We start from the raw sequence: 25929 nt of genomic DNA, 5'->3' as shown, positions 1-25929 counted from the left end.
CCGTTCCAAATGGAACCACAATGGCCGGCTCAATGAGTCGGCCATTTTTGTATAAGGAGTATGTATATGAGTAACGTTCGCGTTTGTGTAGACGTTGTGGGCGGAGACGAGAAACCTCAGGTTGTTCTCGATGGTATCGAGGCTGCGCTTGCCGCCGATCCCGATATCGAGGTCCTGGCAGTCGGTCCCGCCGAAATCGTCAATCCCTTTGCCGCGGCCCATGCGCGTGTGGAGGCTCTGGAAGCCCCTGACATTATCGCCATGGATGACGATCCCATTCGCGCCGTGATGACCAAGCGCAAGTCCTCGATCGTGCTTGCCTGCCGCGCCATCAAAAAGGGCAACGCGGACGCGTTTTTCTCCGCCGGCTCCACCGGCGCCATGACCGCTGCCGCGACCGCCTACGTCACACCGTTTAGGTATCAAGCCGAAGGCAAGAAGCAGCCGGTGCGCCCCTGTCTGACCAATGCGCTGCCCAATCGCGCCGGCGGTCTGACGGTGCTGTGCGATATGGGCGCCAACCCCGATGTCGAGGTCGACGACATGGTGCGTTTTGCCCAGATGGGTAGCGCCTATGCCCGCGTTGTCCTGGGCATCGAGCATCCTCGCGTGGGCTTGCTTGCCAATGGCACCGAGGACGAGAAGGGCTCCAACTTTACCAAGGCCTGCTTCCCGGCCATGAAAGCCGCGGTTCCCGGCTTTGTGGGTAACTGCGAAGGCACCGATCTTACGTCGGGCAATTTTGACGTCGTGGTCGCCGACGGCATGTCGGGCAACATTGCGCTCAAGGCCACCGAGGGCGCTGCCAAGTTTTTGTTGCAGGAGCTCAAGGGCGTCTTTATGTCTTCGCTTGGCACCAAGATCGCCGCGCTGCTCATTAAAAAGCAGATGCGTGAGATAAAGGCCAAGCTCTCTGGCGACGCCAAGGGCGGCGCGATTCTTTTGGGCCTGCGCGGCGTGGTTCTGATCGGCCATGGCGCCACCTCGGTCGAAGCTGTTAAAAACGGTACGCTTGCGGCGGCCGAAGCCGTGCGCGCCGGGCTGGTCGAGAATGTCGCCAACTCCATGGACGGCATCGTTTTGTAAGAGCGAGTTAGAGCGCTGTTATGTGCCTCGCGGCCTGCTTCGTGGGGTAGAATCAGAACCGTGTCTTGGTACCGCCCGGGCGGTACCATTCTTTTGGTATTCATGCACTATGAGAGGAAGCGCTATGGACCGCTCCGAAATCTTCGACAAGATCGCCGAGGTCGCTGCTGACGTTCTGGGCGTCGATGTTGCCGAAATTAGCGATGAGACCACCTTTGACGATCTCGATGCCAACTCGCTCGAGCGCCTGCAGCTGGTTACGGCTATCGAGGACGAGTTCAACCTCGAGATCGATGACGAGACTCTGCTCTCGCTCAACTCTGTCGCCGACGCCGTCGACGCGATTGAAAACGCCAGGGAGGCCTAGGTCTTGGCTTTGTCTGAACGACTTACGCGTGCCCAGGAAATTCTGGGCCACGAGTTCAATAATAAGGTGCTTCTGCGCGCGGCGCTTACGCATCCCTCGGCAGTCGAGGGCCAGCCGGTTTCTGCCAGCTATGAGCGCCTTGAGTTCTTGGGCGATTCCATTTTGGGCGCCGTCGTCGCCCGTTCGCTCTTTGAGTCCTATCCCGAGTTTGACGAGGGCAAGCTCACGCGCCTGAAGGTGTCGCTTGTCTCGGGCGCTACGCTATCCGAGGTGTCGCATGAGCTGGGCATCGACGACATCATCATCTTTGGTGCCTCCGAGACCGGTACCGGCGCGCGCGGCCTGCACTCGGCGCTCGAGAACGTCTACGAGTCGCTCGTGGGTGCGCTGTACCTGGATGCCGGCTGGGATGTTGCGGCGGACTTTATCCATCGTACGCTCAAACCGCACCTGGCCTCCGAGCGTGCCGAGCACCCCGCGAACCCCAAATCGTTCTTGCAGGAGTGCGTGCAAGCCGACGGTCACGAACCCCCGGCGTATAAGCTCGTTGGCTCCGAGGGCCCGGCGCATGCGCCCACCTTTACCGCCGTGGTGTTGGTCGATGGTATTCGCCAGGGTCGCGGCTCCGGCTCCTCAAAGAAGGAAGCCGAGGGAGCCGCTGCACTTGAGGCACTTGACCGCATGGGCTACACCACCAACGGCGTGATTCTCAACAAGAAGCCTGTTTAAGCGAGGAACCGTGTATCTCAAGTCCCTCACGCTCAAAGGGTTCAAGTCGTTTGCCGACCGCGCCCATATGACGTTTGAGCCGGGCCTGACCGTCATCGTCGGTCCCAACGGCTCGGGAAAATCGAACATCTCTGACTCGATTCTGTGGGTCCTGGGCGAGCAGAGCGCCAAGCAGCTGCGCGGCCAGGCCATGGAGGATGTCATCTTCTCGGGCTCGTCAGCGCGCAAGCCGGTGGGTGTCGCCGAGGTCACGCTGGTGCTCGATAACTCGGACCATATGCTGCCCGTCGATTTTGACGAGGTCGCCATCACCCGTCGCATGTATCGCTCGGGCGAAAGCGAGTACCTCATCAACTCGAGTCCGTGCCGCCTGATGGACATTCAGGACATCCTGCACGATTCGGGCCTGGGCAAGGATACGCATTCCATCATCAGCCAGGGCAAGCTCGATGCCATTTTGCAGAGCCGCCCCGAGGAGCGCCGCGCCCTCATCGAGGAGGCCGCCGGCATCTCCAAGCACAAGCGCCGCAAGGAGCGTGCGCTCAAAAAGATTAAGTCGATGGACGAGCACCTGACGCGTGCCCGCGACATCAATAAGGAAATTGCCCGTCAGCTGCGACCGCTGGAGCGTCAGGTCGATCGTGCGCGCAAGTACAAAGAGCTGTCCTCGCGCGCGAACGAGCTTACGCAGATGCTAGCCGTCGACGAGCTGCGTTCGCTGCAGTCGCAGTGGAACGACCTGGAGAGCCGCTCCAAGGAAGGCGCCGCCGAGCTGGAGCTTGCGCGGTACCGCATGGGCGAAAAGGAGCGCGAGCTCGAGAAGCTCCAGGTTATGCTCGAGGAAAAGGGCCTGTTTGTGGGCGACCTGGGCGAGCAGCGCCGCCATATGCAAGACGTGGTCGGCCGCATTAACTCCGATATGCGCCTGCTCGAGGAAAAGGGCCACAATATGGTGTCGCGCCTGTCCGACATGCGCGGGCAGATCTCGAGCTCCGAGCATCAGCGTCGTCGCGTTGTCGAGGAGCTCGAGGATGCACGTGCGCAGCTTGAGGAAGTGACCGGCGCGCACATGCAGGCCCAGGAGGACGTTGACGCCGCTGGTCCTGCCGCCGCTGAGCTCCACGAGCGGCGCGTGGCGCTCGACAATCAGATTTCGCAGCTTACGCGTGAGCAACGCGATGTGCAGCGTGTGGCCGATAACGCGGCGCTCGAACTCGCCAAGGTGAAGGACTCGCTGAGCAACGCCGAGGTCGAGGACAACATGTACGCCTCGCGCCTGGAGCAGATTGATGAACAGCTCGAGGAAGTCACGGCTTCGCTCGAGAGTCGTCGCGACCGCGCCGAGGAGCTTGAGGGTGCTCTTGAGGAAGCGCGCCAGGCTCAGGTCGATGCGCGTGAAGCCACCGAGACGGCACGCGCGGCCCTGAAGGACCTGCGTGCCCGCGAGAGCGAGGCACGCAACAAGTTATCCGAGGTGCGCTCGGAGCTTGCCAGCCAAAAGAAGCTCGATGCCCGCATGGCTGACAGCTCGCCGCTGGTGAGCCGTCTGATGGGCGCGCTGGGCGATGATGTCTCGGGTCGTCTGGGTGACGTGCTCGAGGCTCCTCGTGAGCTCGAGGGCCTGGTCGAGCAGCTGCTTGCCGGCGATATCGATGCTCTTTTGTTTGATGACGCCGCCACGCTTGAGCGTGCCGGTCGCGCGGCCCTGGACCAAAAGAAGGCCTCGGGTGAGGCACTGTTGATGGCGCGCGGCGTGAGCGCCTCTGCTGCCGCTAAGGGCGCTGCCGGTTCCCGCCTGGTCGATCGCCTGTCCGTACGCGCCGGCTATGGCCCGGTTGTCGAGGCGCTGCTCGGCGGCTATTACGTTGTCGACGACTTGGCGGCTGCGCTGGCCGCGCCTGTCGTTGACGGCGTGACTTACGTGACCCCCGATGGCGCCCGCGTCGCCTGCGGCGGCCTGGTGCGTGTGGGGCTCGACGCCGGCGAGGCTTCGGGCGCTTTGGAGCGCAAACGTCTTATCCGCGAGCTGGAGGGCCTGGAACCCGATCTGGCTGCTGTGTTTGAGCATGTGTCGGATCAGGTCGTCGAGGCCAATGCGGCCGTTGAGGAGGCGCGTGCCGCCGAGGGCGATGCCGCCGGCGAGATCGCCCGTCTTGAGGGCGAGCGCCGCTCGCTGCTCTCCGAGATTGGCCGCCTGGAGCAAAGCGCCAACAACGCCGAGGTCGAGCACGTGCGCATCTCCAAGCGCCGCGAGCAGGCCGCCGAGGCCGTTCGCGCTGCGCGCCCGCGCGTTGACGAACTCACCCGTTCGCGTGACGAGGCGCGTGCACAGGCAAGCGACCTGGGTCTCCAGATTGCCGAGGCCAACGATGAGCTCGATCGCGTTCGCCGTGACGATTCCGAGGCCGCCGGTAAGCTCGCCGATGCCAAGGTGCGCCTGGCCCAGACGAGCGAGCGCCTGCGTTCGCTGAAGGGCCGCGTGCCCGACCTTGAGCATCGTCTTGAGGGCATCGACCGTCGTATCCGCGGAACACGCCAGGCTTCGCGCTCGCTCGAGCTGCTGCGCCTGCGTGTCGACCCCATGCACGAGCGCTATTCGGCCCTGCTGGATCGCGCATCGGATTGGGCCGCGCGTCTGCGTGATCAGGCTTCGCTCGAGGAGGCGGACTCGGCCTCGCTCAAGAAGACCATCGAAGACGCCAAGGCCGAGGTCTCCCGCGCCAAGGAGCGGGTCGATGCCGCCACGGCGACGCAAAACGAGTTCAAGGTTTCCCGCGGCAAGCTCGAGGTGCAGGTGGAGGCGGCCATCAAGGCCATTACCGCCGATGGCACTACGGTGCTCGAGGAAGCGCTCATGCTTCCTGCTCCCACCGACCGCGACGCCGCCGAGCGCGAGCTCAACCAGCTCGTGCGCCAGATTAACAACCTGGGCCCTGTGAACCAGGTTGCCATGGAGGAGTACGAGCAGCTCAAGCGCCGCGCCGATTACATCGAGGAGCAGCTGGCCGATCTGGAGAGCGCGCGCAAGGCGCTCACCAAGATCACAGTGGCCATTGATCGCAAGATGCGCAAGGCGTTTCTGGTGACGTTTGAGAAGGTCGATGCGAACTTCCGTGAGATCTTCGCCATGCTGTTCCCGGGTGGCCAGGCTCATCTTGAGATGACCGATCCCGAGCATCCTGCCGAGACGGGCATTGAGGTTGTGGCGCAGCCGCGCGGCAAGCGCATTACCAAGATGATGCTCATGTCGGGTGGCGAGAAGAGTCTGACGGCGCTCGCCCTGCTCTTTGCCGTGTACCGCACGCGCACGGTGCCGTTCTATGTGCTGGACGAGGTCGAGGCGGCGCTTGATGACGCCAACCTGTCCAAGCTCATCGGAGCCCTCGATGTGCTGCGTTCCGATACACAGCTCTTGGTCATTTCGCATCAGCGCCGTACTATGGAGGACGCTGACGTTCTCTATGGCGTCTCGATGCAAGCCGACGGCGTCAGCCGCGTCGTCTCGCAAAAACTCGATCGCGAAACCGGAAAGGTCGTGAATGCATAATGGGATTCTTTGACGCTCTCTCGCGCGGACTTGAGCGCAGCCGCGAGGCCCTCAACGAGGTCTTCTACTTTGGCGGCGAGGTCGACGAGGACTTTTGGGAGGACCTTGAGGACACCCTCGTTATGGGTGACATGGGTGCCGAGGTCGCCATTCAGGTCTCCGATGACCTGCGCGATGCCGCAGCCAAGAAGAACCTCAAGACCGCACCGCAGCTTCGTCGCGCTCTGGCCAAGCAGCTTGAGCAGCACTTTGTGCCCATCGAGCGCGATCCGTTCTCCGATACGCCGAGCTGCGTGCTGTTTGTGGGCATCAACGGTGCCGGCAAGACCACGACGGTCGGCAAGATTGCGAGCGCCATGGCTTCCCGCGGCAAGAATGTCGTGATCGGTTCGGCCGATACCTTCCGTGCCGCCGCCATCGAGCAGCTCGATGTGTGGGGCCAGCGCGCCGGTGTTCCCGTCATCAAGCGCGACCGCGGCTCCGACCCGGCGAGCGTTTGTTACGACGTGCTCGACGAGGCCGACAGGCGCGGCAGCGACCTGGTGCTTATCGACACCGCCGGTCGTCTGCATACGAGCCCCGAGCTCATGCGCGAGCTCGCCAAGGTGGTCAACGTGACGCGTAAGCGCGCCGCCAATATGGCCGCCGGTCCCATGCCGGTCTCGGTCGTGCTTGTGATCGATGCCGCCACTGGTCAGAACGGTCTGAACCAGGCGCTCGAGTTTAATGAGGCGCTGGGCCTGGACGGTATTATCATGACTAAGCTGGACGGCACGGCTAAGGGCGGTATCGCCATGGCCGTGGCCGAGAAGCTCAAGCTCCCGATCCTTCGCATCGGCGTGGGCGAGCAGGTCGATGACCTGCAGGAGTTTAACGCCAAAGATTTCTGCCGCGCCCTGGTGGGCGAGTCCAACTAAGGAGTAACCAGTGTTTGATTCCCTGAGCGATCGCCTCAACGACACATTTGACCGCCTACGCGGCAAGGGTAAGCTGACCGAGGCCGATATTACTTCGGCCATGCGCGACATCCGCATGGCGCTGCTCGAGGCCGACGTCAACTTCAAGGTCGTCAAGGAGTTTGTCGCCAAGACCAAGGAGCGCTGCATGACCGCCGAGGTCATGGAGTCGCTGTCGCCGGCGCAAAACGTCGTCAAGATCGTGCTCGACGAGCTCACCGAGATGCTCGGCTCCACCGAGAGCAAGCTCGTTTTTAGTAACCGCATTCCTAATGTCATCATGCTCGTGGGCCTGCAGGGCTCCGGTAAGACCACGGCGGCCGTAAAGCTGGCCTACCTGCTCAAGAAGCAGGGCCGCTCGCCGCTGCTCGCCGCGTGCGACGTCTACCGTCCCGCCGCAGCCGACCAGCTAGCCACGCTTGGCGGAGAGATCGGCGTGCCGGTCTTCCGTGGCGACGGTGCACACCCGGTCGACATCGCCAAGGGCGCTATTCAGGAGGCCGTCGACCACCTGCGTGACGTGGTCATCGTCGATACCGCCGGTCGTTTGCAGATCGACGAGCAGATGATGCAGGAAGCCGTGGACATCAAGAAGGCCGTCAAGCCCGATCAGGTGCTGATGGTCGTCGATGCCATGACCGGCCAGGATATCGTCAACGTCGTCTCGACCTTCGCCGAGCGCACCGACTTTGACGGCGTGATCATCTCCAAGCTCGACGGCGATGCCCGTGGTGGCGGCGCGCTTTCCGTGCGCCAGGTGACCGGCAAGCCCATCAAGTTCGTGAGCATGGGCGAGAAGCCCGATTCGCTGGAGCCGTTCTACCCCGACCGTATGGCCAAGCGAATCTTGGGCATGGGCGACGTCGTCGGCATCATCGAGAAGGCCCAGGAGGCCGCCGATGCCGAGCAGCTCGAGGCCGCCGAGCGCATGCTGCGCGAGGGCTTTACCATGAACGACATGCTCGACCAGATGAAAGCCGTTAAGAAGATGGGCGGCATGAAGGGCATTCTCGGCATGCTCCCCGGTGGCCAGCGCGCGCTCAACCAGATGGGCGGCAACCTGGACGAGGGCATCTTCGACAAGAACGAGGCCATCATTATGTCGATGACCAAGGAGGAACGCCTGCGTCCCTCCATCATCAACGGCCAGCGCCGCGCCCGCATTGCCAAGGGTGCCGGCGTAACCCCCACCGAGGTCAACAGCCTTATGAAGCAGTGGGGCGAGATGAATAAGATGATGGGCCGCATGCGCACGATGGCCAATCAGGCGCAGGCCGGCGGCAAAAAGGGCAAAAAGGGAAAGAAGGGCAAGAAGATGCGCATGCCCAATATCCCTGGCCTGGACGCTATGGGTCTGGGCGGCATGGGCGGCCTAGGTACGGGCGGTCCCAAGTCCGATATGGAGCTGCTGCGCCAGATGGAAGCGCAGATGCGTAATAAGAAATAGAGCTGTAATTCCAGCTTGATATGGCAAAGGCCACTCGGAAGCTACCGGGTGGCCTTTGTTGTTGGCTTTGATTGTTGGGTTGCGTTCGGCTTCGCGTCCCGAGCTCGCGGTGCCGTGCCGTTAGTGGCAGCCGCAGCCCTCATGGCCTTCGTGGTCGTGGTGGCCGTGGTGGCCGTGGCAGCCGCAGGACCCGCCATGCTCATGGGTGTGCTCGTGGTCGTGGCTGTGGCAGCCGCACGTGGCCTCGCCGTTCTGTGCGAGCGTGCCGGCGATAAGGGCCTCGACGCAAGCGTCGCAGCTGCCCTGGGCACCTGCGTATACCGTGATGCCGGCTTGGGCAAGCGCGTTTATAGCGCCTCCGCCGATGCCGCCGCAGATGAGCGTGTCCACGCCGCCGTTGGCGAGCAGGCCCGCAAGTGCGCCGTGGCCGGTGCCGCCGGTGCCCACGACCTGCTCGTTGAGCACCTTGCCGTCCTGAATGTCGTAGATCTTGAACTGCTCGCTGCGGCCAAAGTGCATAAAGATGTTGCCATTGTCGTACGTGGTTGCCACCCTCATGGTGCCGACCCCCTTTGCTGGCCATGCGGCCGTTGTCGTGGTGATGGGGGAGTACGCGATATTGCCGCCTTCGATGATGAGCGCCCGACCATTGACCAACGCGTTTGCCACCTTGCGATGCGCTCGGCTGCAAATAGCCGCCACCGTGGCGCGCGCGATGCCCATCTGCTGTGCGACTGCCTCTTGGTTAAGGCCTTCCAGGTCGCACAGGCGCAGCACCTCGAGTTCGTCGACCGTCATGTCGATGGCGTCTCCACTGGCAAGGCCGTCGGGGGTAAAGCCGCGATATTCGGGGATGATCCCAACACGGCGCAATTTCTCGCGTCTTCCTGCCATACGTGCTCCTTATCTGACATATGTCAACAATAGAATAACGAACGTGCAGATTTACGCAAGAGATTTCTGGCATATGTCAGAAAACAAGGGCTTATGTTTGGGCTGTGGGGCCGCGTGCGCCTGGGCTACAATGAATCTCGCTTGTAGGCGACTGACAGGAGGGTCAATGAGCAAGGCTGATCAACAGTTTGTAACCATGTGCCGCGATATTCTGGACCATGGCACCACCACCGAGGGCCAAAAGGTCCGTCCGGTGTGGGAGGACGGCACCCCTGCCTATACCATTAAAAACTTTGGCGTTACGGCACGCTATGACCTGCGTGAGGAGTTTCCGGCGCTTACCCTGCGTCGTACGGCCCTCAAATCTGCCATGGATGAGATCCTATGGATCTATCAAAAGAAGTCCAATAACGTGCATGACCTCAACAGCCATATTTGGGATGAGTGGGCTGACGAGACCGGCTCCATCGGTAAGGCCTACGGGTATCAGATTGGGCAGAAGAGCCATTATGCCGAGGGCGATTTCGACCAGATGGACCGCGTTCTGTACGACCTTAAGAACACGCCGTACAGCCGCCGCATTATGACGAATACCTATGTGTTTAGCGATTTGTCCGAGATGCACCTGTATCCGTGCGCCTACAGCGTGACGTATAACGTGACGCAGCGCCCGCAGGATGACAAACCGACGCTCAACATGATTCTCAACCAGCGCAGCCAGGACATTTTGGCCGCGAACAACTGGAATGTGTGCCAGTACGCCATCTTGCTGATGATGGTCGCGCAATCGGTCGATATGATTCCCGGCGAGCTGCTACATGTGATTGCCGATGCCCACATTTACGACCGTCATGTCGATATCGTCCGCGAGCTTATCGAGCGTCCGCAGTTTGCCGCGCCCAAGGTAACGCTTAACCCCGATGTGCATGACTTCTATGCGTTTACGACCGACGACCTGATCGTCGAGGGTTATGAGCACGGCCCGCAGGTCAAGAACATCCCCATTGCGGTGTAGGTGACGCGCATGACGTGTAAGCTTTCTGCCATTGTCGCCGTGTGCGATGACTGGGGCATTGGGTGCGAGGGCGACATGGTGGTGTCCAATCGCGCCGACATGCGCCATTTTGTGGCGTGCACCAAAGGGTGCCCGGTTATTATGGGACGCAAGACCCTGCTGAGTTTTCCCGGTGGGCGTCCGCTCAAGAACCGCCGCAATATCGTGCTCACGCGTGACGAGAGCTTTGCTGCCGAGGGCGTCGACGTGGTGCATAGCGTCGACGAAGCGCTCGCCGTGGTTGCCGATGAGCCCGTTGCGTGGGTGATCGGCGGTGGCGAGGTGTATCGTCAGTTTTTGCCGTGCTGCGTGGAGGCCGAGGTCACGCATAACCACTGCGTCCATCCCGTGGACACGTACTTTCCCGACTTGGACGCCGATCCCGCGTGGGAGATTGCGCGGCGTGGCGGGGTTGCCACGATTGCCTCGGGCGAGGGTGACGAGGGTCTCGATTATGAGTTCGTGACGTATCGTCGCGTTGAGGCATAAATCGCCTGGCGTGAACGGTATCATCGGGTTGATTGAATGCATGGGGCGGCGCTTAGCGTCGCCTCGTTTGGTATAGATGTGCTGTAAAGAAGGGTGCGGGCTGGCTGCTATGACTGATGCCGTTGAGGTGCTGCGAATCGATTCGCTCGAGGACGAGCGGCTCGATGCCTACGTGCGACTGACCGAGCGTGAGCTTCGCTGCGTGCTGGAGCCGCAGAAGGGCATTTTTATCGCCGAGAGCGCCAAGGTCATCGAGCGTGCGGTTCGCGCCGGATACGAGCCGGTGAGCTTTCTTTTGGGCGAACGCTGGCTCGATCAGATGATGCCGCTGTTTGAGCGCCTGGTTGTGCGCGAGGGCGCGGGTCCGGTTCCTGTGTTCGTTGCCTCCATGGAGCTCATGGAGCAGCTGACGGGTTTTAACGTGACGCGCGGTGCGCTCGCGGCATTCCGTCGTCCACGCCAGATTCCGGTAGCCGAGTTCTTGAGTGGCGTCGTCGAGGCGGCGGGTGAGCGCCCGGTGCGCGTGTGCGTGCTCGAGGGCATTGTCGACCACACCAATGTCGGCGCGATTTTCCGCTCGGCGGCTGCGCTGAACGTCGATGGCATTTTGGTGAGCCCCACTTGCTGTGACCCGCTGTACCGTCGCTCGGCCCGCGTGAGCATGGGCACGGTGTTCCAGGTGCCCTGGACGCGCATTGGCAGCGAGGCGCGCGTATGGCCGCATGATGGGCTGGCGGCGCTGCACGATGCCGGCTTTTCGTGTGCCGCCATGGCGTTGACGGATGATTCGGTGTCGCTGGACGATCCCGTGCTGCAGGAGATTGACCGCCTAGCGATCTTTATGGGTACCGAGGGTGCCGGCTTGGGCACCAAGACCATTGCCGGCTGCGACCGAGCCGCGCGCATTCCGATGGCGCACGGGGTCGATTCACTCAACGTTGCCGCTGCGAGTGCCGTCGCCTTTTGGCAACTGTGCCCGCATGTGAGCAACGAGTACCACTACCAGCCGGGGCTGTATCACTAGGCAGATATTTCGCACCGGGCTCTGGTTCGGGACGTTTCGGCCGACGTCGGTCGGTGCTAAGCTGGTTTTGGCTTTCGTTTTAAAGTGCCGTTTTGTTGTTTGACGTACGCTGGTGGGGAGGGCGTGTGGCTAAGAAATCTACGGCTATCGATGTAACGCAGGGCGTTATTTGGCAGCAGCTGCTGTCGCTGTGCGTCCCCATCTTCTTTAGTTCGTTCTTTCAGCAGGCATACACGCTTATCGGTACCTATATCGTCGGTCAGTTTGGCGGCAAGCTCGCGCTGGGTGGCATTCAGGCCACGATGGTGCTTACGGAGCTCTGCATTGGTTTTTGCGTCGGTGTTGGTGCTGGATGTGCCGTTATTACCGGCCAGTTTTTTGGTCAGCACGATGACGAGCGCTTGAGCCGATCGGTCCATACGGCCATGACGCTCGCGCTGGTGGGCGGCATTGTCATTTCCATTCTGGGCATGGTGTTTGTCGAGCCGATGCTTGTGCTGATGAATACACCGCATGAGCTGCTGGCCGAGGGTGTGGCGTATGCCCGTTGCTACTTTGCCGCCATGTTTGCGGCGCTGCTGCTCAATATGGGGACGGCGTTGTTGCGCGCCGTGGGCGACACGCGCGGTCCGGCGGTCATTATTGCCTCCGGCTGCTTCGTCAACGTGGCGCTCGACATTCTCTTTGTCGCCGTGCTGCACATGGAAGCGCTGGGCTGCGGCATCGCGGTGGCGCTGACTATCTGCACCAATGCCACGATGATTGTGATCCGCATGATGCGCGCTCCGGGGGCGTGGCGGTTGTCGCTATCCAAACTCGGTATCGATCGCGGCATTTGCAAGAGCATGCTTTCGTGCGGTTTGCCGCTGGGCGTTCAGTCTGCGGCGTATTCGATCTCCAACGTTTTGATTCAGGTGTCGGTCAACTCGTTTGGAGCCGATGTTACGACCGCTTGGGGTCTTTCCGGTCGCCTGGACGGCATTATCTGGATGGTGACCGAGGCGCTTGGTGTGTCGATTACTACGTTCTCGGCGCAGAACTTTGGTGCGCGCAATTACGATCGCATGCGAAAGGGATACCACACGTCGCTCGTGCTGTCGTTTGTGCTTATCGGTGGCCTGTCTGCCGTGCTGCTGGTATTCTCGGGCCCGCTTTCGCGTCTGTTTATCGACGATGTCGCAATTTCGGCCTACACCACGACGATTCTTCATTTCATCGCGCCGTTCTACGCGATCTTCTCGATTATCGAAAACGCGTCCGGCTCCATCCGTGGCGCTGGCGTGAGCTTCCAGCCTATGATGCTCACGATATTCGGCACGGTCGTGCTCCGCGTGGCGTGGGTGTTCGCGATTATGCCGCTCGACCCCTCGCTCGAGCATCTGCTGCTGGTCTACCCCGTAACCTGGGTAATAACCGCCACGATGTTCACCATCTACCACCACAGCGGCAACTGGCTAGGCCGCGCCACTGCCTAATGATCCCTGGGGGGACGGAGGAAAACGGCTCATTGCTCTCCGTCGTGATGTCGATGATCCGTTTCCCTTCGTCCCCTTCGGATCAATTAGTATTCGATGCCTTGGCGGGCCAGGAGGCCTTCGTCGAAGTAGTGTTTGACGAGGCGCATTTCGGTGACCAGGTCGGCGAGGTCCGCGATGGGCAGCAGGCCGCGGCCGGTCAGTATGAGCTCTGTGGTGTCGGGTTTCATCGCGATCAGTTCCTCGACATCCTCGCGCGTCACGAAGCCGCGGCGCATGGCCTCGCCGAGTTCGTCCAAAATCAGAACGTCGACCTGTGAGATCTGCTCGCGTGCGAGCTCCATGATCTGTGCGGCGCAAGCCTCGGGCGTGTCGCGGTCGGCCTGTACAATTCGTAGCCCTAGGCGTGGTGCCGCATCATGCTCGGCGCAGTGCAGCTTCTTGGCAAACTGAAGCATGAGCACGTTAAGTCCATAGCCCGTGGCGCGCAGCGCGAGCCCCAGCGCAGCCGTCGTCTTGCCCTTGCCGTCGCCCGTATAGATCTGAACCTTGCCGACTTCGAGTGATGCCATCTCTATTCTTTCGTGCCCGGCGTCGGTTTATCGCCGGCCGGGTTGGGTATTCTAGTTAGCATTATCAACCCCAGTAGATGGAGTTCAAGCAGATGGAGATGGATGACAACAAACGTAGACGGAATATGATCCTCTACGTGCTCATCGCCTTCGTCGTCTACCTCGTGCTCTCGACCGTTCTGTTCCCCAACATCGGTCACACGCAGCAGATTACGAAGACCGATTATTCGACGTTTGTCAAAGCGCTCGATAAGAAGAGTGTCGACAAGGTCGAGTACAACACGGACGATTACTCGATTTATTACACCAAGAAGGGCGAGGACGAGAACATCGCCTACAAGACGACCGGCGTGCCGAGTGACACGGGCTTTACCGATCGCGTGCTCGAGGCCGGCGCCTCGCTGGAGTCGGTGGTTCCCGATAAGAACTCGGGCCTGATGACTTACTACTTGCTCACGCTCGTCCTTCCCATGGCGATTTTCTTCCTCATCGGCTGGTGGCTCAACCGCCGTATGAAGAAGGCCATGGGCGATGACGGCCCGTCCATGAATTTTGGTGGCGGCGGCTTTGGCGGCGGCGGTCTGGGTAAGTCCGGTGCGCGCGTTATCGCCTCCAAGGATGTTGGCGTGACCTTTAAGGATGTTGCTGGTCAGGAAGAGGCCAAGGAATCCCTGAAGGAGGTCGTCGACTTTCTGGAGAAGCCGCAGCGCTATGAGGAAATCGGCGCCAAGCTTCCGCGCGGTGCTCTTCTCGTGGGCCCTCCTGGCACTGGTAAGACCCTGCTTGCCAAGGCTGTTGCCGGCGAGGCGGGCGTACCGTTCTTTAGCATTTCGGGCTCTGAGTTCGTCGAGATGTTCGTCGGCCGTGGCGCCGCCAAGGTGCGCGACCTGTTTAAGCAGGCTAAGGAAAAGGCCCCCTGTATCGTATTTATCGATGAGATTGATACCATCGGCAAAAAGCGTGACGGTGGCGGCTTTAGCGGCAACGACGAGCGTGAGCAAACGCTCAACCAGCTGCTGACCGAGATGGATGGCTTCGACAACCACAAGGGTATCGTCGTCCTCGCTGCCACCAACCGTCCTGACAGCCTCGATCCCGCTCTGCTGCGCCCCGGTCGTTTTGACCGCCGCATCCCCGTTGAGCTGCCCGACCTGACCGGCCGCAAGAACATCCTCGAGCTTCACGCCAAGAGTGTGAAGACCGAGCCGCCGATCGATCTGACCGCGATTGCCCGCGCCACGCCCGGAGCCTCGGGCGCCGACCTGGCCAATATCATCAACGAGGGCGCCCTGCGCGCCGTTCGCGAGGGTCGCAAGCGTGCAACCCAGGACGACTTCGAGGAGTCGGTGGAGGTCGTCATCGCCGGCCAGCAGCGTAAGTCCACGGTGCTGTCCGATCACGAGAAACAGGTCGTGTCCTATCACGAGATCGGCCATGCCATCGTTGCCGCCCGCCAGAAGGGTTCTGCGCCGGTTACGAAGATCACCATCGTGCCGCGTACGAGCGGTGCTCTGGGCTACACCATGCAGGTCGAGGAGGACGAGCGCTTCTTGACCACGCGCCAGGAGGTGCTCGACAAGCTCGCTGTCTACTGCGGCGGACGTGCTGCCGAGGAGCTCATCTTTGGTGAGATGACGACTGGCGCGGCCAATGATATCGAGCAGGCCACCAAGCTCGCCCGCAACATGGTGACGCGCTTTGGTATGTCGGAAGAGTTTGGCATGATGGCGCTCGGTACCGTTCAGAATGCCTACCTCAACCAGGACACGTCGCTCACCTGTGCCCCCGGTACGGCCGAGCGCGTCGACGCGATCGTCGCCAAGCTGATCGAGGACGCACATGACCGCGCCCTGCAGATCCTCAAGGAGAACAAGTTTAAGCTCCATGAGCTGGCTCGTTATCTGTACAAGAAGGAGACGATCACGGGCGAGGAGTTCATGAATCTCCTCACGCGCGAGAATCCACTGATGCCAAAGCAGCAGTAAAGCCGCGGCCGAGCCAGTAAACGCCGACGCCCCATTTGAGCAGCTTTCTCAAATGGGGCGTTTTGCTTGAGAGGGATGGAAATGAAGATCGTGGTAAGCGCCTGTTTGATGGGCGAGAGCTGCAAGTATAACGGGCTCGACAATTACCACCGCGCGTTGGTCGAGGCTTGCGAGCGTACGGGGACCGAGGTGCTCCTCGTATGCCCCGAGGTTTTTGGCGGTCTGCCCACGCCGCGCGACCCGTCCGAGATCGTGGGCTGTGAGGTTCGCACCCGCGAGGGCGTGTCGGTTGATCGCGAGTTTCGCCATGGTGCCCAACGCGCGCTCGATATGTGCGAGCACTTTGGCGGCCCGTCCGAGATCGCTGCGTGCATCTTGCAGGACCGTAGTCCCTCGTGCGGCGCGGGCCGCATCTACGACGGAACATTCAGCGGCACCCTTACAGCGGGCAACGGCGTTTTCGTCGATCTGTTGCTGCGTCACGGGTACCGTGTGATTCCGGCTAGCGAGTTCGATCCCAGCATGCTGGAGCATTGTCCATAGCACTCGAACCCAACACTTCCTCACGGGTGACCGTTTTGGCATCATCCGTGAAGTTGATATTGAGTACGACCCGGTCATCAAAGACGTAGACCGAGTTGACAGGCGCCGTACCCAGGCAGCCCCTCCCCGCGGCCCTCGCGCAGGAACGCGCACGCGGCCTTCCCGTCTCTTGCGCCCCTCCCGGAACTGTCCACATCAGTGTAGCCAATCCAGTCCGCAAAGGGCTGCAGCCCGGACAACGCGGCGATGGAGGGCTTCTTCGGCCTGCTCAAGAAGGAGTTCTGGCACGGCCGGGACTGGTCGGACTGGACCCCCCCCGCCCGCTTCATCGAGGAGCTCGGGGGCTGGATCGGTCGATATAATACGGAGAGGCGCAGCGATGCGCTCGGTGGCCGCACGCCGGCTGAGTTCCGCTCCGCGCTGGGAAGGGCCGCGTGACGGTCCATGAAATCATCCGCAGTCCCCATTCTTGCCCCTTTGGGACAGCTTCTTGTTGGGGCGTGCCTGCCCCAAACCCTGCTAGGAACGAGTACAGCTAACTGGAATTTTCAAATTAGTCTTTGCAAATTACCTTTGAACCTTCACCATCAATTACAATTCCCTGACGGTTGTTAATTGGGCATAGATTCAAATCCGAAAACTCAGCCATTATTTTCTCGGTAACTTTCTTAAATGGTGCTGTGAGATAATGCGGAAGAACATAGAAATCAATCAAATTAAGCCCTGCATCATCTTCTTGTGAGTAGTCCTCCGGCATTTCATCCATTTGCTCGATATATTGGATGCTTGGAGCGCATACAATCGCACCTGCCGATTCACCAATCATCAGTTTTCCCTTTGCCAATTCTTTCTTCAACAGCTCATCCGTTCCCGTTTTACGGAGCTGGTCTATAAGGAAAAAAGAATTTCCGCCGGTAAAATAGATCACATCCGCATCTTCAAAAAGAGACTGTATCGTTGAATAAGCCTCCGTTGAAATATCAATTTCAGTTACGATTGCTCCCAACTTTTTGAATAATTTTCGAGCCGAGCCGACATAACCGGTGTAGCCTTCACGCAGCGAAGCTGTTGGAATAAATGCGACTTTTTTATTTTCAATTTCTTCCTTTATCAGACTTCCTACACTTGAAAAGTGAGAACATAAAAACAGTTTCATCAATATTCTCCTTTATATATAAATTCTTATTTGTTGAACTAAGCCGTGTATACCATACTCTCCAATGATAGAACGCCCTGATATAGCGAAATTTTGCCGTTTTCCAGCGTACGTGCGTACACACTCCACAGGAATTCTAAGGGGCCTGCCCCCTTAGCACACGGACTTTGGAATAAAGTCTAGTGTTTTACGCCTTGCCAGAGGTGTACAGGCTCTCGGTATGCACGTACGAAGCAATTGCCATCAATGCCCCATATAAGTGGCGATCAAGTTCGCATAAAGCGACCTTGATCCCGCAAAACAAAAGGCAGGATACCATCACCACGATGATGCCCTGCCTCTGTTCGTTCCTGTTTACCGTTCCGAGTAGTCCTTCCGCAGAATTTCCGATAAACAAAAAACGTACCCGAACCCTTTCTCGTAAAGAATCGGGTTCGAGTACGAACTGAATGCTGGAGCAATAAAAAACCACCAGAAAGGTGCCTGTCCCCTTTGTGGTGGTTTTGGGCCAGCCCTAGAGCGTGTGGCCGTAAGCGTCGGCAGCCTTGATGGCGGCGGCGAACTTTTCGTCGGTGAAGGGCTCGGGGTTGCCCTGCTTCCACTCGTTGGTGGCGTGCGCGAACTCGCACAGGGCAGGGATGTCGGCCTCGGAAAGGCCGACCTGCTCAAGCGTCACGGGTAGCCCCATCTGCTTGTTAAAGGCGGCGTAGCGCTCAAGGTTCTTGGTATCGCCCGTATAGGCAAACAGCACGAGCACGCCCAGGCTCACGACCTCGCCGTGCAGGTAGGAGCCCTCGCGCGGGATGCTGCACGTGGCGTTGTAGAACGCATGCGCCACGCTCGAGTTGTAGTAGTAATCGTTTTGGTTGGTCAGGTTCGAGACATAGCCCGTGTTGACCACGATGTCGAGCGCGATCTGCTTGACGGCCTCGCTCGACAGGTCCTGGCGCACGTCCTCTAGACCCTGCACGCCATAGGTAAACAGCGGCTCGGAGCAGGTGTGGGCGAGTGCCAGGCCAAGTCCGGCGGTGTGCTCCAGGTTGCCGGCGCTCGTGGCGTACTCGACCTCGGGCTGCTTGGACAGGGCATCGCCCACGCCCGCCCAGAAGTACTCCGCCGGAGCCTCGGCGATGATCTTGGGGTTGATGAAGATGTGCGCGGGGCGGTTTGGGTACGAATAGCCCTCGAGCGAGCCGTCGTCGTTGTAGACAACGGCAATGGCGGTCGCGGCCGAGCAGTTGGAGCAGATCGTCGGTACCGTAAAGACGATCTTCTTGAGCTCGATGGCCGCTGTCTTGACGGTGTCGAGCGCCTTGCCGCCGCCGCATGCGATAAGAACGTCGGCTTCTTGGCAGACAGGGGAGTTCACAACCTTGGCGATATTGGCGCGCGTACTGTTGGTGCCGTAGACGCGCGTCTCCAGAATCTCGACGTCGGTGCCCTCCAGCGCCGCTTCGATACCGGGAAGCGCCGCTGCCAGTGCTCGTTTACCACCGATAATCGCGACCTTGGTCGCTCCGTACTCGTCCAGTGCGCCGGGCAGCTCGTCAAAGCAGTCCTCGCCGACGGTGTAGTCGCTCATTCCAATCGTGCGCATAGCAGCCTTCTTTCGTTAGATAAAGTGCTTTCAGGTATTTTGCTCCAAGTGAGTGCTTGCGATCGCGAGAAGTTTCTAAAGTATGAAACCGATGTTGAGGGTTTTTCGCCGGCGTTGACCGTGTTACCATACAGCGCATAAGCGTTGATGGGGACGAGTAGTCGGCCGTCCGCATGCTACAGAGAGCGGGGAGCGCTGAGAACCCGTGCATGCGACCGATGAAAATCACCCCGGAGCTGCGGTCCCAACGGACGCGCCGTACAGGCACGTCTTAGTAGACATCGCCGAGATGGTCGTCGATACAGGCCAGCCGAGTAACGGATGCGAGCGCGCTGTAATGCGGGTGAGGGCATCTAAGCTGGGTGGTTAAGCGAAGAGCTTTTGCGGGCAGACGGCCCGTTTTGTGGCGCTTCGTCCCAGCTTGCAGGGACGGGCGCTTTTTTTGGTGCCCAGAGGGCGTGCGCGCCCATGACAAGAAAGGGGTACCGTGGCAAACGAGTACAAGCAGACGATGAATCTGCCCAAGACCGGTTTTCCCATGCGTGCCGGTCTTTCCAAGTCCGAGCCCAAGCGGCTCAAGGACTGGCAGGACAACAAGGTCTACGAGCAGGTTCTGAAGAAGAACGAGGGTCACAAGAAGTTCGTGCTGCACGACGGTCCTCCGTACGCCAACGGCCCGATCCACATCGGCCATGCCATGAACAAGATCTCCAAGGACATGATCAACCGTTACTGGATGATGCAGGGCTATGAGGTTCCCTATGTCCCCGGTTGGGACTGCCACGGCCAGCCGATTGAGCACAAGGTCGAGGAGAAGCTCGGCACCGAGAAGTTCAACCAGACCTCCACGGCTAAGATCCGTGAGCTCTGCAACAAGTTCGCTGTCGAGAACATCGAGCTGCAGAAGGCCGGCTTCCGTCGTCTGGGTGTGCTCGGCGACTGGGACAATCCCTACCTGACGCTCTATCACCAGCACGATGCCGCCGACATCGAGGTCTTTAAGGCCATGTTCGATAAGGGTATGATCTATCGCGGCCACAAGCCGGTTCACTGGTGCAAGCACTGCCATACCGCGCTGGCCGAGGCCGAGATTGAGTACTCCGACGAGACGAGCCCGTCCATCTTCGTGCGCTTTGAGATGACTTCCAAGCCCGCCGGCCTCGAGGACTTCGACGGCCCGGTCGACTTTATCATCTGGACGACCACGCCGTGGACCATCCCCTCCGACCAGGCCGTTTCCCTCAAGCCCGGCGCCGCCTATGTCGCCGTTGAGCACGAGGGCCGTGCCGAGGTCATGCTCGAGGACCTGGCTCCCAAGTGCTGCGAGGAGTTTGGCTGGGAGTACACCCCGGTTATGGTCGACGGCAAGCCCTATGTGGTTCCCGCCGAGACCTTCCACCACATCCACTACAAGCAGCCGATCTTTGACGGCGTTGAGGGCGTGGCGCTGCTGGCCGATTACGTCGGTGTCGATGACGGTACCGGTATCGTCCACAACTCGCCCGGCCACGGCGTCGACGACTACTTTGCCTGCCTCAAGGAGGGCATCACCGACATCTGCATGCCGGTCGACGACGACGGCAAGTTCTACACCGGTGAGGAGTTTGGCACCGGTGGCCCCTTCAGCGGTATGGATACCGACGAGGCCAACCCTCACATTATCGAGTTCCTGCGTGAGCGCGGCACCCTGGTCCTCGAGAAGAAGATCACGCACAGCTATCCGCACTGCTGGCGCTGCAAGCACCCGGTGCTCTTCCGTGCTACCGACCAGTGGTTTGTCTCGATGGACAAGACTGGCTTGCGCGAGCAGGCTGGCAAGGAGGTCCGCGAGAACGTTAAATGGTATCCGGCGCATGCCGCCAACCGCATTGGCGCCATGGTCGAGCAGCGTCCCGACTGGTGCATCAGCCGTCAGCGCAACTGGGGCGTGCCTATCCCCAGCTACACCTGCGCCGACTGCGGCGAGAAGGTCATGAACGACGCCACGCTCGACGCCGTCATCAAGCTCTTCCACGATAAGGGCTCCGACGCCTGGTTCACCGACGCTCCCGAGAGCTACCTGGGCGAGGCCTGCGTCTGCCCCAAGTGCGGCGGCCATCACCTCAAGGCCGATAAGGACATCCTCGACGTGTGGTGGGATTCCGGCGTTTCCTGGAAGGCCGTCTGCGAGTACCGTCCCGAGCTGGAGTATCCGGCGGATGTGTACCTCGAGGGCTCCGACCAGCACCGCGGTTGGTTCCAGAGCTCGCTGCTTACCTCGGTGGGCGCCAACGGCCACGCTCCGTACAAGGCGGTCGTCTCGCAGGGCTTCACCCTCGACGGCCAGGGCCGTAAGATGTCCAAGTCGCTTGGCAACGTCATCGACCCCAATAAGGTCTGTGACGAGATGGGCGCCGACATCATCCGCCTGTGGGTCGCCTCGGTCGACACCAGCTCCGACGTTTCCATCGACCACGAGATTCTCGCTCGTACGTCCGATGCCTACCGTCGTTTCCGCAACACGCTGCGCTTCCTGCTCTCCGAGCTTGAGGGCCAGTTTGAGCCCGAGACCGACGGCGTCGCTTTTGCCGACCTGCTGCCGCTCGACAAGCTCATGGTTGCCCGTCTGACCCAGGTCCAGGCCGAGGTCGACGATGCTTACTCTTGCTACGAGTTCCCGCGCGCTTACCGTGCGCTTTACGACTTCGTGGTTACCGAGCTTTCCAACGTGTACCTCGACGCCCTGAAGGACCGTCTGTACTGTGAGAAGCCCGGCTCGCTCGAGCGTCGCAGCGCCCAGACCGTGCTCGCCGAGCTCTTCTCGATGCTCATGCGCGACCTGCAGCCGATCTTGTCCTATACGGTCGACGAGGCCATGGCCTATGCGCCCGCCGGCTGCGTCGATCACCAGAAGTACGCCGCGCTGCTCGATTGGTACAAGTCGCCCATCACGGTCGACGAGGCCAACGAGTTTGAGGGCGTGCTCGAGGCTTCACTCGAGCTCCGTAGCGTCGTGACCAAGGCCCTTGAGGATGCCCGCTCCGCTGGCACCTTCACCAAGAGCCAGCAGGTCCGCGTCAAGGCGGTCGTTCCCGCCGAAATGTATGCGCTGCTGACCGGCGACAAGGCCGTCGACCTGGCCGAGTTTTACATCGTCTCCGATGTTGAGCTTACCCAGGGCGAGGAGCTTTCTGTTGCCATCGATGCTGCCGAGGGCGAGTGCTGCGACCGTTGCTGGAACTACCGCACCACCGTCGGCGAGTACAACGGCCATGCTCACATCTGTAAGCGTTGTGCGAATGCCCTTTAAGGCACGGTAACTCGGCATTTTAGTTATAGGGAGAATTTGGGCGCCTTCGGCCCATTTGCTCCGCTGAATAAAAGCGGCATTCTGTTTTTCGGAATGCCGCTTTTGTTTTATGCTGATTATTTCGCTAGCGTTGGTGAATATGCTGCGCGTTTGGCGTTTGTCACTATAAGATGATTACTTACGTTAAACGTAATTCGATGTTCTTGAGGCTAGGGGATTGATTTGGGTCGTGCTGGGGATATGACGCCGCCTTTGCGTTGGCGGTTGGGTGTTGCTGGTGGGGTGGCGCTGGTTGTGCTGCTTGTTGACCAGCTGACCAAGCTTGCGGTTCGTGCCGTGGGCGACGCTTTGCATGTGACCGTCATCCCCGGTGTCATCGACTTTATGTTTGTCCGTAATATCGGTGCTGCCTTTAGCATGGGCGAGGGGCATGGTGTCGCGTTTGCCGTGCTGGCGTTGGCGGTCATTATCGCTATTGCCGTGTACCTCGTTCGTGCACCCCAGCTCGCCCATCTTGAGGTTGTGGGCATGGCGATGGTTGCGGGCGGTGCTATCGGCAACGCTATCGATCGTTTGGCCTTTGGCTTCGTGACCGATTTTATTGCCACCACCTTCATCGACTTCCCCGTCTTCAATGTGGCCGATATCGGCATTACCGTGGGCGTCGTGCTCGCCCTCTTCGGCTACATGTTCTTGAGCCCCGCGGCCCGTGAGGTCGATGCGACCGCCGAGCTTAACGCCCGTGACGAGGCCCGCGCCAAGCGCAAAGCCAAGCAGCGTGGGGAGCGTGCCCGCAAGATTCGCGAAAGGAATGAGCGCTAATGGCTGACATTCATATCCTTGTTGCCGACGATGCCGCTGGTCAGCGCCTTGACGCCTATCTGGGCGCCAATGACGGCTGTCCTACGCGCTCTGCCTGCGCGCATCTGATTGAGGGCGGTGCCGTATGTGTCAATGGCGAGACCTGCCTGTCCAAAAAGTACGCCGTGCGGGCCGGTGACCGTATTTCGGTCGATTTGCCCGAGCCGCACGACCCGACCGATGTGATTCCCGAAGCCATCCCGCTCGACATTCGCTATGAGGACGAATATCTCATTGTGCTCTCCAAGCAGCGCGGCCTGGTGTGCCATCCTGCGCATGGTCATGAGAGCGGTACGCTCGCGAATGCCCTGGTCTATCACTGCGGTATCGACCATCTGGGCACTGTGCAGGGCGAGGATCGCCCCGGTATCGTGCATCGTTTGGATCGCGATACCTCGGGTCTCATGCTTGCTGCCAAGGACGACGACACCCAGCGCGCGCTCCAAAATCTTATCCGTACGCGCACGCTCGACCGCCGCTACATTACGCTCGTTCACGGTCATATCGCTATGGACGAGGGCACCATTAACACCGGCATTGCCCGTTCTACGCGTGACCGTGTCAAGATGGCAGTTTCGGACGATCCTTTCGCGCGCCAGGCCATTACGACCTTTAAGGTCCTCGAGCGCTTTGATTCCACGCGTTTTGACGACGGTTATACGCTCGTCGAGTGCCACCTGTTTACGGGCCGCACGCATCAGATTCGCGTGCACATGCGCCATATCAACCACGCCTGCGTGGGCGATCCGCTCTACGGTAAGTGCGATGCGCGTGCCGATCAGGGTCTGACCAGGCAATTCCTCCATTCCTGGCGCGTGGCGTTCGATCATCCCGTGACGGGAGAGCGCATTGAGTGCCGCGACGAGCTGCCGTGGGATCTCGCCGCCGTCCTCGACGACTTAGCCCCGCGTTCGCTTGGTCGCACTGCTGCCGGCGACGAAATCGTACCGCAGCTCGGTCTGCTCGAAGCCTAGCCAGTATTAGGTGGTTTCTTGAACTCGGTAAGCCTGCGGTAAGATATACGGTTGTTTACGTAACACGTTCCTGGGAGCCTGCATGCTCGCCTTTTTACAAACCAACACACCCATCGTGATCTTCAACCAGATTGTCGTCACGCTGCTCACGGTCTGCTTCTTGTACCAGGTGGTCTTCTTTGTCATCGGTGCTCTCCGCGGCGAGGTCGCGCCTCCCAAGGCCAAAAAACTCCACCGGTATGCCTTCTTTATCGCGGCGCATAACGAGGAGGCCGTGATCGCCAACCTCGTTCGCTCCATCAAGGACCAGGATTATCCGTCCGAGCTCATCGAGGTCTTTGTCGTCGCCGATGCCTGCACCGATAACACCGCGCAGCTCGCGCGCGAGGCGGGCGCTGTCGTGTACGAGCGAAACGACCTGGCCCGTAAAGGCAAGAGCTGGGTCATGGACTTTGGTTTCGACCGTATCCTTAACGAGTATCCCGACACCTTTGAAGGTTACTTTATCTTCGATGCCGATAATGTTATCGCCCGCGATTACGTGTCCAAGATGAATGATGCCTTTGACCAGGGCTTCCATGTGGTCACGAGCTATCGTAACTCCAAGAACTTCGGAAGCTCGTGGATCTCGGCAGCGAATGCCACCTGGTATTTGCGTGAGGCCCGCTTCCTCAACAACGCGCGTAATATCTGCAAGACGTCCTGCGCCGTCTCGGGCTCGGGCTACCTTATCTCCGCCAGTGTTATCGAGGGCATGCACGGCTGGCAGTTCCATACACTGACCGAGGACATCCAGTTCACCACGTTCTGCGCCATTCACGGCATCCGCATCGGTTATGCGCCGGCGGAGTTCTTTGACGAGCAGCCGGTGACGTTTAAGGCGTCCTGGAAACAGCGCATGCGCTGGACCAAGGGCTTCTACCAGGTCTTTTTTACCTACGGCAAGCATCTGGTCAAGTCGACGTTCCGCTATCATCGCTTTGCCGCATATGACATGTTTATGACCATCGCTCCGGGCATGCTGCTGTCCCTGATCTCCATGCTCGCCAATGCGACGTTCCTCATCGTGGGTGGCCTTTCGCATGGTTTCTTGGCTACCGAGGTCGAGATGCAGGCTTGTGCCGCCTCGCTTATCATGACGTTCGTGATGATGTACCAGACCTTCTTTATCCTGGCGCTGCTCACGACCATCTTTGAGTACAAGCACATTCATTGCGCTCAAAAGTGGCGCCTGGTGACCAACCTGTTTACCTTCCCGATCTTTATGTTCAGCTATATCCCCATCACGGTTGCCGCGCTGTTCCTGAAGGTCGACTGGGTGCCCACGCAGCACGCCGTTAACGTTACCCTCGACGAGGTCATGCAGGGCGCCAAGTAACCACGACCAGAACCACCGCAAAGGGGGTGCACCTTTGTGGTGGTTTTTGCTTTTGAGCAGCTGCTCATGGAGGTGCACGATGTTCTACATCCCATTTTGGATCTGCGTCTTTGCCGGTGCGGTGGTTGATGCCCGTGAGCGGCGGTTTCCCAATGAGCTTGCTGGCGCGTGCGCCGTGGCGGCGTTTGCGGGCGTTTGGCTCGACCTCGGTTTGAACACAACGCTTGACCACGCAGGTCTTGCCGTCATCGTGTATCTTGCTCTCGTTCTGACTGAGTCCCTCTGGCGTCGTCTTCGCCAAATCCCGGGCATCGGCATGGGAGATGCTAAGGCACTTTTCGCGCTTTGCACGCTCGACCCTCTGGGTGGCATCGTGGCATTTGCCGCCGCGCTCCTGGTCCTTGCCCTCTCCTGCCTCATCACAAAATCGCGCTCCTTGCCATTGCTCCCGTTTTTGGTGCCGATTTTTGCCATAATCGAGGTTGTGGGCTGCACTTTGTAACCGA

22 protein-coding genes are annotated in these 25929 nt (G+C 60.0%); 18 read left to right on the top strand and 4 right to left on the bottom strand.

Going from position 1 to position 25929, the window contains the following annotated elements:
* Nucleotides 1-66 precede the first annotated feature (66 nt).
* From plsX to ffh, 6 genes are all read left to right on the top strand, one after another.
* Nucleotides 67-1086 (top strand): phosphate acyltransferase PlsX, encoded by a 1020-nt coding sequence (plsX, locus tag DW645_RS00570; RefSeq protein ID WP_118225838.1) that lies wholly within the window; start codon nucleotides 67-69, stop codon nucleotides 1084-1086.
* A gap of 124 nt (nucleotides 1087-1210) precedes the next feature.
* The gene (locus DW645_RS00565; protein WP_055309519.1) at nucleotides 1211-1453 is read left to right on the top strand and encodes an acyl carrier protein; all 243 of its coding nucleotides are present in this window, start codon (nucleotides 1211-1213) and stop codon (nucleotides 1451-1453) included.
* A gap of 3 nt (nucleotides 1454-1456) precedes the next feature.
* A complete protein-coding gene (rnc, locus tag DW645_RS00560) occupies nucleotides 1457-2182 on the top strand; it encodes a ribonuclease III (RefSeq protein ID WP_118225802.1) in 726 nt (241 codons plus the stop codon).
* A gap of 10 nt (nucleotides 2183-2192) precedes the next feature.
* Nucleotides 2193-5729, top strand: a complete 3537-nt coding sequence (gene smc / locus DW645_RS00555) for a chromosome segregation protein SMC (protein WP_118225801.1) — start codon at nucleotides 2193-2195, stop codon at nucleotides 5727-5729.
* A complete protein-coding gene (gene ftsY, locus DW645_RS00550) occupies nucleotides 5729-6646 on the top strand; it encodes a signal recognition particle-docking protein FtsY (RefSeq protein ID WP_117647329.1) in 918 nt (305 codons plus the stop codon). Before smc ends, ftsY begins: the two co-directional genes overlap by 1 nt.
* Before the next feature lie 10 nt (nucleotides 6647-6656).
* Nucleotides 6657-8132, top strand: coding sequence for a signal recognition particle protein (gene ffh / locus DW645_RS00545; protein ID WP_117637757.1), 1476 nt, complete (start codon nucleotides 6657-6659; stop codon nucleotides 8130-8132).
* A gap of 120 nt (nucleotides 8133-8252) precedes the next feature.
* Here ffh and DW645_RS00540 read toward each other — a convergent pair whose 3' ends face one another.
* Nucleotides 8253-9026: a NifB/NifX family molybdenum-iron cluster-binding protein gene (locus DW645_RS00540; RefSeq protein WP_118225800.1), complete on the bottom strand. Its 774-nt coding sequence runs from the start codon at nucleotides 9024-9026 to the stop codon at nucleotides 8253-8255.
* Between the two features lie 166 nt (nucleotides 9027-9192).
* Between DW645_RS00540 and thyA the strand changes: the two genes are divergently transcribed.
* From thyA to DW645_RS00520, 4 genes are all read left to right on the top strand, one after another.
* Nucleotides 9193-10041 carry a thymidylate synthase gene (thyA, locus tag DW645_RS00535; RefSeq protein WP_117629294.1) on the top strand — a complete coding sequence of 283 codons (849 nt, stop codon included), beginning with the start codon at nucleotides 9193-9195 and terminating at the stop codon, nucleotides 10039-10041.
* 9 nt (nucleotides 10042-10050) lie between these two features.
* On the top strand, nucleotides 10051-10569 hold the full coding sequence (locus DW645_RS00530) for a dihydrofolate reductase (RefSeq protein WP_117639324.1): 519 nt from the start codon (nucleotides 10051-10053) through the stop codon (nucleotides 10567-10569).
* A gap of 109 nt (nucleotides 10570-10678) precedes the next feature.
* Nucleotides 10679-11593 carry an RNA methyltransferase gene (locus DW645_RS00525; RefSeq protein WP_117798127.1) on the top strand — a complete coding sequence of 305 codons (915 nt, stop codon included), beginning with the start codon at nucleotides 10679-10681 and terminating at the stop codon, nucleotides 11591-11593.
* Nucleotides 11594-11718: 125 nt separating this feature from the next.
* Nucleotides 11719-13068 carry an MATE family efflux transporter gene (locus DW645_RS00520; protein WP_118225799.1) on the top strand — a complete coding sequence of 450 codons (1350 nt, stop codon included), beginning with the start codon at nucleotides 11719-11721 and terminating at the stop codon, nucleotides 13066-13068.
* Nucleotides 13069-13154: 86 nt separating this feature from the next.
* On the opposite strand, the gene DW645_RS00515 is transcribed toward DW645_RS00520, so the two are convergent.
* Entirely contained in the window at nucleotides 13155-13640 is a 486-nt protein-coding gene (locus tag DW645_RS00515; RefSeq protein WP_117639330.1) for a cob(I)yrinic acid a,c-diamide adenosyltransferase, read from the bottom strand.
* Between the two features lie 92 nt (nucleotides 13641-13732).
* Here DW645_RS00515 and ftsH point away from each other — a divergent pair, with 92 nt between their 5' ends.
* The 3 genes from ftsH (at nucleotide 13733) to DW645_RS00495 (ending at nucleotide 16606) form a co-directional block, all read left to right on the top strand.
* Entirely contained in the window at nucleotides 13733-15625 is a 1893-nt protein-coding gene (ftsH, locus tag DW645_RS00510; RefSeq protein WP_192934481.1) for an ATP-dependent zinc metalloprotease FtsH, read from the top strand.
* Between the two features lie 81 nt (nucleotides 15626-15706).
* Nucleotides 15707-16168, top strand: coding sequence for a DUF523 domain-containing protein (locus DW645_RS00505; protein WP_117800959.1), 462 nt, complete (start codon nucleotides 15707-15709; stop codon nucleotides 16166-16168).
* A gap of 207 nt (nucleotides 16169-16375) precedes the next feature.
* Complete coding sequence (locus DW645_RS00495) at nucleotides 16376-16606, top strand: IS3 family transposase (protein WP_370448088.1); 231 nt, start codon at nucleotides 16376-16378, stop codon at nucleotides 16604-16606.
* A 115-nt stretch (nucleotides 16607-16721) separates the two neighbouring features.
* Here the strand turns inward: DW645_RS00495 and DW645_RS00490 are convergent, their stop codons facing one another.
* Together DW645_RS00490 and DW645_RS00480 are read right to left on the bottom strand one after the other, a co-directional pair.
* On the bottom strand, nucleotides 16722-17324 hold the full coding sequence (locus tag DW645_RS00490; protein ID WP_118225798.1) for a Type 1 glutamine amidotransferase-like domain-containing protein: 603 nt from the start codon (nucleotides 17322-17324) through the stop codon (nucleotides 16722-16724).
* Nucleotides 17325-17838: 514 nt separating this feature from the next.
* Nucleotides 17839-18921 carry an iron-containing alcohol dehydrogenase family protein gene (locus DW645_RS00480; protein WP_117639340.1) on the bottom strand — a complete coding sequence of 361 codons (1083 nt, stop codon included), beginning with the start codon at nucleotides 18919-18921 and terminating at the stop codon, nucleotides 17839-17841.
* A 511-nt stretch (nucleotides 18922-19432) separates the two neighbouring features.
* Here DW645_RS00480 and ileS point away from each other — a divergent pair.
* From ileS to DW645_RS00455, 5 genes are all read left to right on the top strand, one after another.
* On the top strand, nucleotides 19433-22210 hold the full coding sequence (gene ileS, locus DW645_RS00475; RefSeq protein WP_369831566.1) for an isoleucine--tRNA ligase: 2778 nt from the start codon (nucleotides 19433-19435) through the stop codon (nucleotides 22208-22210).
* A 222-nt stretch (nucleotides 22211-22432) separates the two neighbouring features.
* On the top strand, nucleotides 22433-23032 hold the full coding sequence (gene lspA / locus DW645_RS00470; RefSeq protein ID WP_233540673.1) for a signal peptidase II: 600 nt from the start codon (nucleotides 22433-22435) through the stop codon (nucleotides 23030-23032).
* Entirely contained in the window at nucleotides 23032-24045 is a 1014-nt protein-coding gene (locus DW645_RS00465) for an RluA family pseudouridine synthase (protein WP_118225795.1), read from the top strand. The genes lspA and DW645_RS00465 overlap by 1 nt, the downstream gene beginning before the upstream one ends.
* A gap of 82 nt (nucleotides 24046-24127) precedes the next feature.
* Nucleotides 24128-25423: a glycosyltransferase family 2 protein gene (locus DW645_RS00460; RefSeq protein ID WP_117564132.1), complete on the top strand. Its 1296-nt coding sequence runs from the start codon at nucleotides 24128-24130 to the stop codon at nucleotides 25421-25423.
* Between the two features lie 79 nt (nucleotides 25424-25502).
* A complete protein-coding gene (locus DW645_RS00455) occupies nucleotides 25503-25925 on the top strand; it encodes a prepilin peptidase (RefSeq protein ID WP_118225794.1) in 423 nt (140 codons plus the stop codon).
* Nucleotides 25926-25929 lie beyond the last annotated feature (4 nt).

Source organism: Collinsella sp. AM23-17 (assembly GCF_003470945.1).
GTDB lineage: Bacteria > Actinomycetota > Coriobacteriia > Coriobacteriales > Coriobacteriaceae > Collinsella > Collinsella aerofaciens_O.
Note: the sequence above shows the minus strand (reverse complement) of the source record. Positions and strands in the feature narration are given on the sequence as shown.

Excerpts from the sequence above, each read along its gene's own strand:
- DW645_RS00505 (WP_117800959.1), top strand. The coding sequence starts at position 15,707 with ATGAAGATCGTGGTAAGCGCCTGTTTGATGGGCGAGAGCTGCAAGTAT.
- DW645_RS00465 (WP_118225795.1), top strand. The coding sequence starts at position 23,032 with ATGGCTGACATTCATATCCTTGTTGCCGACGATGCCGCTGGTCAGCGC.
- DW645_RS00540 (WP_118225800.1), bottom strand. The coding sequence starts at position 9,026 with ATGGCAGGAAGACGCGAGAAATTGCGCCGTGTTGGGATCATCCCCGAA.
- DW645_RS00460 (WP_117564132.1), top strand. The coding sequence starts at position 24,128 with ATGCTCGCCTTTTTACAAACCAACACACCCATCGTGATCTTCAACCAG.
- plsX (WP_118225838.1), top strand. The coding sequence starts at position 67 with ATGAGTAACGTTCGCGTTTGTGTAGACGTTGTGGGCGGAGACGAGAAA.
- DW645_RS00480 (WP_117639340.1), bottom strand. The coding sequence starts at position 18,921 with ATGCGCACGATTGGAATGAGCGACTACACCGTCGGCGAGGACTGCTTT.
- thyA (WP_117629294.1), top strand. The coding sequence starts at position 9,193 with ATGAGCAAGGCTGATCAACAGTTTGTAACCATGTGCCGCGATATTCTG.
- DW645_RS00515 (WP_117639330.1), bottom strand. The coding sequence starts at position 13,640 with ATGGCATCACTCGAAGTCGGCAAGGTTCAGATCTATACGGGCGACGGC.
- DW645_RS00530 (WP_117639324.1), top strand. The coding sequence starts at position 10,051 with ATGACGTGTAAGCTTTCTGCCATTGTCGCCGTGTGCGATGACTGGGGC.
- DW645_RS00565 (WP_055309519.1), top strand. The coding sequence starts at position 1,211 with ATGGACCGCTCCGAAATCTTCGACAAGATCGCCGAGGTCGCTGCTGAC.
- DW645_RS00525 (WP_117798127.1), top strand. The coding sequence starts at position 10,679 with ATGACTGATGCCGTTGAGGTGCTGCGAATCGATTCGCTCGAGGACGAG.
- DW645_RS00490 (WP_118225798.1), bottom strand. The coding sequence starts at position 17,324 with ATGAAACTGTTTTTATGTTCTCACTTTTCAAGTGTAGGAAGTCTGATA.
- ftsH (WP_192934481.1), top strand. The coding sequence starts at position 13,733 with ATGGAGATGGATGACAACAAACGTAGACGGAATATGATCCTCTACGTG.
- ileS (WP_369831566.1), top strand. The coding sequence starts at position 19,433 with ATGAATCTGCCCAAGACCGGTTTTCCCATGCGTGCCGGTCTTTCCAAG.
- ftsY (WP_117647329.1), top strand. The coding sequence starts at position 5,729 with ATGGGATTCTTTGACGCTCTCTCGCGCGGACTTGAGCGCAGCCGCGAG.
- DW645_RS00455 (WP_118225794.1), top strand. The coding sequence starts at position 25,503 with ATGTTCTACATCCCATTTTGGATCTGCGTCTTTGCCGGTGCGGTGGTT.